At 57.3% G+C, this 11,939-nt stretch carries 12 protein-coding genes and 2 tRNA genes; 6 read left to right on the forward strand and 8 right to left on the reverse strand.

What is annotated here, in order from left to right; all coding sequences use genetic code 11:
• Positions 1 to 59: 59 nt before the first annotated feature.
• Positions 60 to 1,736: an MFS transporter gene (locus tag GOQ25_RS11695; protein WP_370519941.1), complete on the forward strand. Its 1,677-nt coding sequence runs from the start codon at positions 60 to 62 to the stop codon at positions 1,734 to 1,736.
• Positions 1,737 to 2,055: 319 nt separating this feature from the next.
• Here the strand turns inward: GOQ25_RS11695 and GOQ25_RS11700 are convergent, their stop codons facing one another.
• Entirely contained in the window at positions 2,056 to 2,274 is a 219-nt protein-coding gene (locus tag GOQ25_RS11700) for a hypothetical protein (RefSeq protein ID WP_160350638.1), read from the reverse strand.
• Positions 2,275 to 2,434: 160 nt separating this feature from the next.
• Between GOQ25_RS11700 and GOQ25_RS11705 the strand changes: the two genes are divergently transcribed.
• Positions 2,435 to 3,334, forward strand: coding sequence for a recombination-associated protein RdgC (locus tag GOQ25_RS11705; protein ID WP_160350639.1), 900 nt, complete (start codon positions 2,435 to 2,437; stop codon positions 3,332 to 3,334).
• 137 nt (positions 3,335 to 3,471) lie between these two features.
• Here the strand turns inward: GOQ25_RS11705 and GOQ25_RS11710 are convergent, their stop codons facing one another.
• Both GOQ25_RS11710 and GOQ25_RS11715 read right to left on the reverse strand, forming a co-directional pair.
• Complete coding sequence (locus tag GOQ25_RS11710) at positions 3,472 to 4,764, reverse strand: aspartate carbamoyltransferase (protein ID WP_160350640.1); 1,293 nt, start codon at positions 4,762 to 4,764, stop codon at positions 3,472 to 3,474.
• A 99-nt stretch (positions 4,765 to 4,863) separates the two neighbouring features.
• The gene (locus tag GOQ25_RS11715; RefSeq protein ID WP_160350641.1) at positions 4,864 to 5,298 is read right to left on the reverse strand and encodes a BPTD_2524 family lipoprotein; all 435 of its coding nucleotides are present in this window, start codon (positions 5,296 to 5,298) and stop codon (positions 4,864 to 4,866) included.
• A 138-nt stretch (positions 5,299 to 5,436) separates the two neighbouring features.
• Between GOQ25_RS11715 and GOQ25_RS11720 the strand changes: the two genes are divergently transcribed.
• Positions 5,437 to 5,790, forward strand: a complete 354-nt coding sequence (locus tag GOQ25_RS11720; protein WP_160350642.1) for a hypothetical protein — start codon at positions 5,437 to 5,439, stop codon at positions 5,788 to 5,790.
• 41 nt (positions 5,791 to 5,831) lie between these two features.
• On the opposite strand, the gene GOQ25_RS11725 is transcribed toward GOQ25_RS11720, so the two are convergent.
• The 3 genes from GOQ25_RS11725 to GOQ25_RS11735 all read right to left on the reverse strand — a co-directional run bounded on the left by GOQ25_RS11725 (position 5,832) and on the right by GOQ25_RS11735 (position 8,600).
• A complete protein-coding gene (locus GOQ25_RS11725; protein WP_160350643.1) occupies positions 5,832 to 7,841 on the reverse strand; it encodes a DUF4139 domain-containing protein in 2,010 nt (669 codons plus the stop codon).
• 150 nt (positions 7,842 to 7,991) lie between these two features.
• Positions 7,992 to 8,068: transfer RNA gene (locus GOQ25_RS11730), tRNA-Met, on the reverse strand.
• A 286-nt stretch (positions 8,069 to 8,354) separates the two neighbouring features.
• Positions 8,355 to 8,600, reverse strand: coding sequence for a hypothetical protein (locus tag GOQ25_RS11735; protein WP_160350644.1), 246 nt, complete (start codon positions 8,598 to 8,600; stop codon positions 8,355 to 8,357).
• Between the two features lie 134 nt (positions 8,601 to 8,734).
• On the opposite strand from GOQ25_RS11735, the gene GOQ25_RS11740 reads away from it, so the two are divergent.
• Complete coding sequence (locus GOQ25_RS11740; RefSeq protein WP_160350645.1) at positions 8,735 to 9,052, forward strand: hypothetical protein; 318 nt, start codon at positions 8,735 to 8,737, stop codon at positions 9,050 to 9,052.
• Positions 9,053 to 9,252: 200 nt separating this feature from the next.
• Here the strand turns inward: GOQ25_RS11740 and GOQ25_RS11745 are convergent, their stop codons facing one another.
• On the reverse strand, positions 9,253 to 9,846 hold the full coding sequence (locus GOQ25_RS11745) for a YSC84-related protein (RefSeq protein WP_160350646.1): 594 nt from the start codon (positions 9,844 to 9,846) through the stop codon (positions 9,253 to 9,255).
• 608 nt (positions 9,847 to 10,454) lie between these two features.
• Here GOQ25_RS11745 and GOQ25_RS19680 point away from each other — a divergent pair.
• Positions 10,455 to 10,589, forward strand: a complete 135-nt coding sequence (locus GOQ25_RS19680; protein ID WP_255448235.1) for a hypothetical protein — start codon at positions 10,455 to 10,457, stop codon at positions 10,587 to 10,589.
• 170 nt (positions 10,590 to 10,759) lie between these two features.
• Positions 10,760 to 11,683 carry a Hint domain-containing protein gene (locus GOQ25_RS11750; RefSeq protein WP_160350647.1) on the forward strand — a complete coding sequence of 308 codons (924 nt, stop codon included), beginning with the start codon at positions 10,760 to 10,762 and terminating at the stop codon, positions 11,681 to 11,683.
• Between the two features lie 161 nt (positions 11,684 to 11,844).
• Here GOQ25_RS11750 and GOQ25_RS11755 read toward each other — a convergent pair.
• Positions 11,845 to 11,923: transfer RNA gene (locus GOQ25_RS11755), tRNA-Ile, on the reverse strand.
• Positions 11,924 to 11,939 lie beyond the last annotated feature (16 nt).

Below are 11,939 nucleotides of genomic sequence, written 5' to 3' on the forward strand. Positions count from 1 at the left end.
AATATATCGGGAAGCACTCGCACGGCGGCTCACCGCCGGACCCTCAACGAGGAGACACTATGAGCACGGTATCCCTAGACGCCCCTGGCGCGCCCGTTGCACCACGTCCTATGACCAAAGAGGAACGCAAAGTCATCTTCGCGTCCTCGTTAGGCACGGTTTTCGAGTGGTATGACTTCTACCTGTACGGATCGCTCGCTGCCATCATCGCAGTGCACTTCTTCTCCGGCGTAAACCCTACAGCGGCTTTTATTTTTGCATTGCTTGCGTTCGCGGCTGGCTTTGCCGTTCGTCCGTTTGGCGCGTTGGTGTTTGGTCGCCTCGGCGATTTGGTGGGTCGAAAATATACCTTCCTGGTCACCATCGTCATCATGGGCCTGTCCACCTTTCTGGTGGGGGTACTGCCCAGCTATGCCAGCATCGGCATCACCGCCCCAGCCATTCTGATCGTGCTGCGCCTGTTGCAGGGCCTGGCCCTTGGGGGTGAATACGGCGGCGCCGCGACTTACGTGGCCGAACACGCCCCGCAGGGCAAGCGCGGCGCTTACACCGCGTGGATTCAAACTACCGCCACGCTAGGCCTGTTCCTGTCTCTGATCGTGATCATGGGCGTGCGCGGCGTCATGGACGAAGCGTCTTTCCGCGAATGGGGCTGGCGCATTCCGTTCCTGATCTCAGTCGTGCTCCTGGGCATCTCCGTATGGATTCGGATGCAACTGAACGAGTCGCCGACCTTCAAGCGCATGAAAGAAGAAGGCCGTGGCTCCAAAGCGCCGCTGACCGAGTCGTTTGGCCAATGGAAGAACTTGAAAGTTGTCATCCTGGCGCTCCTGGGCCTGACAGCCGGGCAGGCCGTCGTATGGTACACCGGACAATTCTATGCCCTCTTCTTCCTGACCAAGACCCTGCAGGTCGACGCCACGACTGCTAACGTGCTGATTGCCCTGGCGCTGTTGATTGGTACACCTTTCTTCCTGATCTTTGGCACATTGTCCGACCGCATCGGGCGTAAACCCATCATCATGGCGGGTTGCTTGATCGCCGCAGTTACGTATTTCCCGTTGTTCCAGGGATTGACGCACTTCGCCAACCCTGCGCTTGAAAAAGCCCAGGCTTCCGCGCCGGTGACGGTCATTGCCGATCCGGCGACGTGTTCATTCCAGTTCAACCCGGTAGGTACGTCGGCTTTCACCAGCTCTTGCGATGTGATCAAGTCGTTTCTAGCCGGCAGCTCGGTGAACTATTCGAACGAGGCTGCACCTGCCGGTACGATCGCGAAAGTGCGGATCGGCAACGACGAGTTCACCTCGTTTGAAGGCCAAGGCATGGCGCCCGCGGAATTCAAGGCACGAGCCGCGGAGCTGAACGCCTCACTGACCAAAGCCATCCGCGATCACGGCTATCCCGCCAAAGCCGATCCGGCGCAAATGAACAAGGTCATGGTGGTGGTGCTGCTGACCATTCTGGTCATCTACGTCACCATGGTCTATGGCCCGATCGCCGCGATGCTGGTGGAAATGTTCCCGACCCGCATCCGCTACACGTCCATGAGCCTGCCTTATCACATCGGCAATGGATGGTTCGGCGGGTTCTTGCCGCCCGTGGCGTTCGCCATCGTGGCTGCGACCGGGAATATCTACGATGGACTCTGGTACCCGATCATCATCGCCGTGATGACGCTGATCATCGGCACCTTGTTCGTACGCGAAACCAAAGACGTCGATATCAATCGCTAACCTTTCCCCGGCTGGCCAGGACTGCTGCGCCTGGTTGGCCTTTGTAAAGCTCCTCCGGGAGCTTTTTTTTTCGCCATTTATCCGCGTCGATTCAGGACCTTGTCAGACCTCGCGCATTAGACTGCAAGCTCAGAACACGGTCTTGCGCCATGTTGTCTGGCATTTGATCCCCAGTCGGACAATCGCAGGACTAGTTCTCTGACGCCAATGTCACGCCCCCCGCGAGCCTTTTTACGGTGTGGCATTGTGTGATCCTGTCCGGCCCGGCCCTATCAAGCCGGGCCTTTTTTTGCGTGCGACAAGCGCGCACGCTCGAACATCAGCGACGACGGCCCAACCCAATGATCAGTACACCGGCCACGACCGCGGCAATACCCGCCCACATCGGAATGGCAACGGACTTCTCCGTTTCGGCGGTTGCGCGTACCGAGCCGATCTGCAAGACCGTTTCCTCGCTGGTATAGCTGAACCCTTTATAAATCAATGCGGCAGCGCCAACGGCGATCAAAATCGCTCCAATCAGTGTCCCGAACTTCATAGTCCTTGTCCTTTATCGGTCAATGATGCGCGCGACAATACCAGATGCCTCATACGCTGTCAGTGACAGAACGCATCTTCATCCACATGCCGTAAAAAAGGGACAACGCTCGGGCCGCGACGCGGGCCGTCGTATAGAATCAACCCTTTTGCCCGACGCCATGTGGTTCAAGAATCTTAAGATCTACCGACTATCCGCACCGTGGACGCTGACCGGCGAACAGCTTGAAGAAAGCCTGGCGCGGCATGCCTATCAGTCTGGCAATAATCTCGAAATGCAATCCGTGGGTTGGATATCCCCGCGCGAAAACGCCGCCTTGTCGCATACCGTCAATCAGCAAATTCTGTTGACGCTGCGCGCCGAGAAAAAACTGCTGCCCACCACCGTGGTGAATCAGGTCGCCCGCGCCCGCGCGCAGGAAATCGAAGAGCAGCAAGGCTACAAGCCCGGTCGCAAGCAGATGAAGGAAATTAAAGAGCGCGTCACCGACGAGCTCTTGCCTAAAGCGTTCAGCGTCTATCGCGATACGCGCGTCTGGATCGATCCGGTCAATCACTGGCTGGTCATCGACGCCGCCGCCTCGGCCAAGGCCGACGAGGTCATCGGCCTGCTGGTCAAGACCATCGATCCGCTGCCGTTGGAAAACTTATACGTCGCGCAATCGCCCGCTGCCGCCATGACCGGCTGGCTGGCGGCCGACGAGCCGCCGCCAAACTTCACGATCGACCAAGACACCGAGTTACGCGCCTCGGGCGAGAGCCGCGCCGCGATCCGGTACGTCAAGCATTCGATCGACGTGGACGATGTACGCCGCCACATTCAGTCTGGCAAGCAATGCACGCGCTTGGCGCTGACTTGGGCCGATCGCGTGTCGTTCGTCCTGACCGAAGCGTTGGACGTCAAACGCGTGGCCCCCTTGGATGTGCTCAAGGAAGGCAACGACGCCGTCATGCAGAACGACGACGAGAAGTTCGACTCCGACATGGCGCTCATGACAGGCGAACTCGCCAAGCTGCTCGCGGACCTGACCGAAGCGCTCGGCGGCGAAAAACGCATCTAAAGCGGGCTCATCCCGCTGAAGGCTGATCCGCCGTCAGACACGACGGCGGATGCGAAGCCCACGGGGCAGCCAACGCCCCGCCATGCATCATTCGCGAGCTTGTGGCCAAGCCGCGCGAAGTCCGCATCATCCTGGATTCAGTCCAGTCCGTGGAAGATCGAATCGTCAGGGCCAACGTGCGACGGATGCTTCCAAGTCACATCGCGCATCGAATGCTGCACCAGCCCTTCCACGCCTAACAACACCGCGAAGATCGCCATACGGATGGGAATGCCGTTATCGGTTTGACGGAAGATCGCCAGACGCGGATCGGTGTTCAGATCCGTGCTCAGATCGTTCGCGCCCGGCCGGCTGTCGCGCGGCAACGGGTGCATGACGATCGTGTCGGGCCCGCAGTACGCATCGATCGTCGCCCGGCTGATTTGAAATTCCGGCGTATAGCCCTCGGTTTCTTCGTTAGCGAATCGCTCTTTCTGTACGCGGGTCGCGTAGATCACGTCCGCACCGGGCAGCCCTTCGGCCAGGCTGCTTTTCTGCTCGATCACGTTGTCATTACGGGTAGCCTGTTCAATGATGTACTCAGGCATTTCCAATCCGGGCGGCGAGATCAGCGTAAATTTGACGCCTTTGTACAAAGCCATCAGCTTGATCAGCGAATGCACGGTACGCCCGTATTTCAGATCGCCCACCATGGCGATATGCGCGCCATCAAGCAGCTTACCCAGACGCGAGAATTCGGTCAGGATGGTGTACAGATCCAACAAGGCTTGGCTCGGGTGCTCGCCAGGGCCATCGCCACCGTTCACCACGGGGATATTCGTCGCCTGGGCGAATTCGGCGACCGAGCCCTTGTCGGGATGACGAATTACCATCGCGTCCACATAACCGCTCATCACGCGGCTGGTGTCATAAATCGATTCGCCCTTCGCCATCGACGAAAAGGTAAATCCCGTCGTGTCACATACCGACCCGCCCAGACGACAAAACGCCGAGCCAAAGCTCACGCGGGTACGGGTGCTCGCCTCGAAAAACAGGTTGCCCAGCACAGCGCCTTCAAGAACGCGCGACACTTTCTGGCGGCGCGCAATGGGCTGCATCATGTCAGCCACGCGAAACAGGTCTTCCACGGATTCGCGCGTGAATTGATCGACAGACAGCAACTGATGCTTGCCATTGACGGCAATACGCTCCCGCAATGGGCCACCCTGTGCGCGTTGCGTATATTTTTCGAGCAGAGCACTGTTCTGCACGATCTCGCTGACAAAACGCTCGACCACCTCCGGCATCGCCCGGAATTCCTGCGACCCCTCGGGCAACAACCAAGTGTCCAACGCACGGCGCTTGACGCCAATGCGGGTCGCGAATACGTCGCGCGTGAGATTAAGGCGGCGCATCGCGTCGCGGAGAAATGCTTGCTGAGAGATGGACATGAGGGCCCCGGAGATGAACAAAACGCATTGCGTACACTGTACGCAATGCGTATATTAATCCCTCGTGTTTTGTACTCGCAAGCGCTTTTTAGCGAAACCTTATCTTGCGTCTAGCGGCCTGCACACCGGCGTCGCCGTCTGAATTGACTGCTTAGCCGCCTGAACTTCCGCTTCGTCCCACATCCCCTCGCCTAGCACCATCACAGTGACGGTCGAGGTCGCGGGCCCGTCCGCTTGGGCGGTGATCATCTCCAAGATCTTCGCCGGCTCGGTCTGCTTGAACACTTGTACCTGGTTCGGCAAGCCTTTCTCTCCCAGGCTTTGGTGCGACTGATACACCACGCCGTAGGGATAGGCACGCTGCTCGTGACACACTCGCACGAACTCACCTGCCCGGCGATGTGCGGCCTGCACATCCGCCTGAACGGAAAAGGTTTCCGATGCGCCGGGCGCCTCGCCAGACATCAAACCCCGACTGGCGCAGCCGCTCATTGCCAAGGCCGCCGCCAAAGCTGTCAGGCCTAGTATGCGCATAACACCCTCTCTTTATTCATTCATCGATAAGAGCGCAATTATGCAACCAGCCCGGACTGACGCCAACCATCCTGCCGCGACCCGGTTGACACGCCGGCGCAATGTACGTGGACGCATTGTTGGGTTAGGATGAGAGCTATGGAAAATTCCTTTTTACCCGGCCAAGGCGACGACGGCTGGGGATGGCAACAAGCTTGCCATGGCCAAGCAGCGTTGGCGCTGTTTATCGATGACCTGCACCGTATCTTGCAGGCCCATGCCGCGCGTCGGCTAACGGGTGTTGCCCCTCTGAGCGTTGCCCAAAAACAGGTCGACAACCTGATTGCACGCTATGTGGAATTTCGCCGCGCGCCCGAAATCTTTGAAGGGCAGTCCGTCACGCTCAAAGAAGGCACGGACAAAGACGGCGTCTCTCATACCGTGCCTATTTTTTCTCCCCAATTGAAGCAAGCGCTCGTCGCGATGCTCAACCGTCCCGGCCGCGGAAGCTAGCGGCTTCCGCGAGTCCGATTTGCCGGCGTCAACGCATTGGGTTAGAACGTTCTGAGAATCCCCCGCACCTTGCCCTCCAGCTGGTGCAATTCACCTTCCAACGTTTCGCGCTTACCTGCAAGTGCACGCAGTTCATTTTCCGTAGCCTCCAACTGCGTGAGATAGCGCGAGCTCAAATCGCTGCTGGCCGGAACGGCGCGTAGGTTTTCCCGAATACGAGCCTGTTCGGAAACAAGGCGTTCCCGTGCATCTTCCCATTGATCCAGCGCGCGTTGAGCAGCCATTTGCTTTTGCCGCGCCTCGGACAATTCAACCAACTTAGCGCTCAGCACACGATCCGTGCTGGATGCCGACCAGGCCAGCAAAGCCTCCGGTTCGGTATCCGCAATCGCTATCGTATCGCGCCGCAGTTGCTCCTCGACCGCCTGTACGGTCTGGCTTGCGCCTTTGTCGACCGTCACTTTGAGGCGGTGATGTGTGGCGGTTTTGCCGTCGCTGGCCGGCGATGAGAACGTCCATCCAGATCTGACCGGGTGTTCGATGATCACCGTACGTGGAGCGTCCATCGCCCCCGCCACCGTATAGTCGGTCACGTATCGGGCTTTCTGCGTCAAACGAAGCATACCGTCGACCACCTTGACCTCTGTGATTTCGTCTACAGGCTTGCGGTCTTCGGTGACGGTGACTTTGCGATCGATGGCGAAGCTCGCCAGACGCGTATCGGCGCCGGGCAAGCCCGCCAACTGTGCGTCGCCGGCATAGCCCGACCGCGCGTCGTAAATCGTGAGAATGCCGGCTGGCAGGCTCACGCCCGTATCGTTCGTGAGCATTAATGCGGCCACCGGATGGCGCTCTTGGCCTCCGGCCCTGTACAAGGACACCATGCTGGCGGGGATCTCAGCATCCAAAATAGGAATGGATAACGTATCGCCATTAGCGACATCGTAAGTCCCCGGCAATTCAAACGTGGCCGATACATCGCTTTCCGTTGCCGTGGACTGGCTGTCACGATCAATCGCGCCACCGCCGTAGTGCTGGGTCAAAATTCGATCAGGCGCCGCCTCAGCAGCGACGGCCACCGGCGCCGGCCGCGGAGCCTGCATTCGGGCAGCGGCGGCATAACTCGCCGCACGCTGTGCCTGCGCACGTTTTGTGAGATTGCCGGTATCTGCTTCCGGCACGGCATTCGCTGCGGTGTTCACGGGCAGATCCATGCGGTCACGCCAATACCACTGGTGCAAGCGCTGGCTTAACGTAACGGGCTCTGCTGAAGAGAGGATGATTTTTACGTTGCGCCAATCCTCACCGCTGGCGTTTTCGAGCACGGCCCAGGCTTGCAGGCGCGCTTTGCCATCTTCGCCTGCGACGACCTTATACGCCGTCTTCCAGATCGGCGCGGCGACCACATAGGATAGATCCACTCGCTGCGCGCCGTTACCTTTAACCTTGATCTGAATGGCGCGGGAGCGATCATTCTTGGCGCGAGCGATCGCTGAGGCAGCTTGAACGAGCTTGTCTCTAATACGCTCATCGTCCACCGTCACCATCGCATCGGGAGCAAGCTCAAGCGTCGCGATGGTGCCGGCGCCCGACAGGACGGAAAGCAGGTACGCCTCGGCCCCATCCGCAGCAGTTCGGGGTTCAACGCCCAGGACTTGGCCTTGCACGGTTTTCCCTTGGCTGGTGACCGTCACCATCGCGCCCTGAATCGCATTTAGCAATGCAGGCACCGAGGCCAGCGACTCGGCTGTTACCGGCAGGCCTTTAAAGGTCTCGCTAAGGGGTTGCGGGCCGACCAGCGACAAATCCGCGATCACGGCGCTATCGTTATTGAGCACCAATGTTTTCAGAATATCGTCGACCTGCTCCAGGGGTACCTCAAGACGGACCACGCCGTCCTGATTCACCACCGCAGCACGCAATACTTCGGCCAGACCGCCCGACGACAAACGCACTTCCTTGATCGGACTGGTATCGGGCGTCGCCGCGAAAATAGCGCTCGGCGCGCTGGCGGCCACGAGCAAGGTGGTTGCTAGAAAACGAGCGTACATGGCATATCCCTGAGTAGGCCAGCACAGTGCCCAGGCTGGCAAGAGCTTAGTAACCAGTGCGTACTATATCCGCTTGCGGTCAATGCCATCGGCCTTGGGGGTCGCGCCAATGCAAAAAGCCCGACCACAAAGGATCGGGCTTTTTAAATCTGGTTGCGGGGGCAGGATTTGAACCTACGACCTTCGGGTTATGAGCCCGACGAGCTGCCAGACTGCTCCACCCCGCGTCTGATGAGATGAATCATAGCACAGGTTGTCGCACTGCATCAAGTGAAGGGCAATGGGCCGGTTGGATCCTGCCGAGTTAGCGCGTTTCAGTATCCGTGAAGCCTATGTAGCCCCAGACGTATGTCGATCGCGACCGCTCATAAATCATGCACTGCCGTGCATAAGCATCAGGAATGACCGCCCCGGGTAAACCCTTGGGTACAAAGCCCTTTTTGAGTCTGTGCCCAAGCTATCCCAAGGGTTGTCCACAGAAGCTGTGGGTAACTCCGCGCTAAAAAGGCGCGCTTACTTCAAAGCGGCCAAGACGCTATCGCGCACGCTTTCGAATCCCGCAACGTACTGAGGATTCTCAGAGGCGGCGAGCAGGTTCGAATAATTTTGCTCTAGCTGCGCCTCAATGGCTTCGCGCAGACCGGGCGACGACTTGGCCAAGTGCAGCATCGATGACAGGACCGAGTTCAAAGCGTCAATGCGACCACCTTGATGCGAAACGGTGTGCACGATCACAGCGATTTGTTCTTGCATGTCCATAGAGAAACCTCACGAAAAATAGCTTGGCGGGCATGCTAGCATGTTCGCCCCGCCGAGCCGCGACGACTCCTTGCAGACTTGCATCGCGGCGGGACCCACCGTGTAATAGCACTCATCTCATACATGGATATCACATGCTTCGTCCGCTCGCCTGCCTTTTGACCGCTACCCTGCTGAGCGCCTGCGCCAGCACGAGCCAAACTACGTCTGTCGGGCAAGACATGTATCGTCTCAGCTACAACGCCGGAGCGAAATGGCAAACCTGGGTCGAGGTTAAAAACATCGCGCGCGAACAGGCGGTTGCTCATTGCCAATCTTTGGGCAAGCGAATGACAGACCCTAAAGTCACATCCAACCACGCAACGGGGCTTGCGCCTAAGGTCGCGACGATTGAATTTCTCTGTTCGCCGCTGCCGGCACAGAACAGCAACGCCAAAAACGATAAATCCTGATAGCCACCCGTTCTGGCAAGCAGTGTGGCTAGCGCAACTTTTCCCGCCAAATAGCGTGAATGCATAAATAAGCCGGCACCCATGACGAGCGCCGGCTGATGTATGAAGGCCGAAACTTAGCCTTCCCCTATAGAGCGATCGAGCAGATCAAGGAGCGTCAGTCGTCATGATGCCAACTAACTTGATCCCGCCTTGCTTATTTATAGGTTGACCTTCGAGATCTTCGACCCATCAAGCGAAACGCCGGCCATCAGACCGCCGTTGTTCATCACAAAACCCACCACCGGCTGACGAACCGTGTTGCTATCGATGCTGCCATTGGCGCCGACATTGGCAATGGCGACAGTAGCATCAGCACCGACAGTCCAACCATTGCTATTGCGGAATTTCTGCAGTGCTTCGTCCGTCATGAAGAGCAGAACGACCGCCTTCGATTGCGCGCCAGCCTGCAAGCCAATCGAGCCACCCGTCGTGCTGTAGTAGCCGGCATCCGCCCCATTCACGCGCAGTACGCCCTTGCCGTGTTCGGCGCCGACGATAAAGCTTGCGCTCAAGACCGATGGGAAGACCAAGACACCCTTGGCGCGCTGAACCAGCTCACGCGCCTGAGGAGACGTCTCGTACAACTTGGTCAGAGTCGCGTCGGTGGCGCTATTGAGTTCCTGGCGCTGCTCGGCCGCGCTGGCCGAAGCTTTGTTAGAGGTCATCGTGCAGCCGGAAAACAGCACACCGGCCATCGCAACGGAAACAGCAGCCACCGCAGCGCGACGCATCGTAGGAAATTTTGTACGCATAAACGCTCCTATCTTATGGTTGGGTAAGTTCCTCACTGTACTCGCACATCGGAAAAAAAACGTCGTCTGTGTGCAAGACGGGCGTGGCAAAAGCAACAAATCAATACCCGGTCGCTCAGGCGAGCAGGACCAAACTGCTCAAAATTTGTTACTACCCGGGTGGTACTCATTTTTGAAGAAAGCCGCACAAAGGCAAAGCAGAACCTCCTTTATACTGTATAAAAAAACAGTGCTTTTATCATGCCTAACTGCCGCATATCCCGCACCCACCTGCACGGGCGCCCCTTGAATCCAGCCGAATGGACCTGTGTGCCAGGGCCCGTCACTATGTACACGCTCTACCGGGAGTCGCAGAAGCGGTGGGTTAATTGCCTGCGTATCGTGCGACAGAAAGCGGGCGGAGCGTCCGACGTATCGCCTTACCCTGATTTATGTGATGTAGAGCTATTGGCTTTCTCGACACACCAAGCGATGATGGTTGCTGGCTTCGAAGAAATTATGGGGGCCCGATACTATCAAGGGTGGTACATCGTTTGGGAATGATTACTCCCCCTAGACCCCGCGCGTTTCAATTCGAGGTTCTGATAAATCGACACTATTATTTTTTGATGAAGTATAGCTTTATCCTCATCATCGGCTTAGCTCTCGGGCTAATTATCGGCATCGCATTCGACAACGTGCTGAGCGGCATTGGCGTCGGGCTGGCGCTTGCGATTGCGCTAGCAATCGAGAGAAATAGCTAACGCTTAATCGCACTCATATTGGAATCTGCCTCCGATATTCCCACATCCTGACAAAGTCTAAATTCCTAAATAAAATCAAAGACTTAAAGGATTTGTTAAGAAAATAATCAAGGCATTAACAGCGACTACATAATGAAACGAGGCCCCAACGCCTTATATGGAGACACGTTATGGCTTCGTTGACCCTGAATAATATTTTTGTATTAACGTTGGACGAGCACAATATCTTGCGAGCTGCAGGAGGAGCGGCCGGCCCATTTTTCATCACCAAACTCGACAATCCGGATGCCACCTCGTATCAAGTGGACAACCTACTCAATGTAGATAAGAACCATCTGGAGCAGTTCACGGTGGAGTATCTCGGCCGTACAGAAAATGGGATCATCGGACAGCTCAACGGCACGTACTATTATTTCACCAATGATTGGCTCTCAACGGGTGATGTGGTGACCTTGGAATTTGAGCCGTATATCTTGCCAGTATGCTTTGTTAAAGGGACATTGATCACAACCCTGCGCGGAGAGGTGGCGATAGAAGATTTGATCCCGGGCGACAGTGTCATGGGAAGTTCGGGGTGGCGCCAGGTCAAATGGATAGGATGGCGTCATTATGGTGCCCTTGCCTTTATCGATCGCGAAAGTGCGGCGCGGATAGCTCCGGTTCGAATCCGCGCCCATGCGATCGCGGAACGCGTACCCGATAGAGACCTGCTCTTATCACCGTGGCATCATTTGATGGTGGAAGGGAAACTAGTGCGCGCGGGCGACCTCTTGAACGGGCTCACCATTTCGCAGGAAAGCTCTATTTCCGCGGTGAGCTATTACCACGTCGAACTGGACCAGTTTGACATCATCATGGCCCACGGCGTCTATTCAGAATCATGGGCGGACGGCGGTAATCGCGATTTCTTCCAGAATGTTGATGTCACCGCGCTACGTCCGGAAGATAGGCAGCGTCGTCGCGCCCCACGCCCGGGCTTCGATCACCTGGTGGTACATAAGGGCAAGGAATTGGCAAACATTCAACGGCGGGTTGCAGAGCGGGCTGCAGCCACTTTGAATACGGCAAGGCCAGCAAAGAAGAAGGCCGCGTGATTCAGCGAGTCGGCAGAAGCTCGGACTTGCCGAGCAAGCTCGACATGGGTCTAGCAGCATCCTGAGGAGTGATACTCCGACATCGCTGCGGCGCGGGGTGATGAGATTCAAACAGAAAAAACAAGGGGCTACGTGATCACACGTAACCCCTTGATTTCACTTGGTAGCCCCCCTCGGAGTCGAACCGAGCACCAACGGATTATGAGTCCGCTGCTCTAACCAGGCATGAGCTAGAGGGCCTTTTTAACCTGACTGC

The organism is Bordetella sp. 15P40C-2 (genome assembly GCF_009763235.1).
Taxonomy (GTDB): Bacteria; Pseudomonadota; Gammaproteobacteria; order Burkholderiales; family Burkholderiaceae_B; genus Bordetella_A.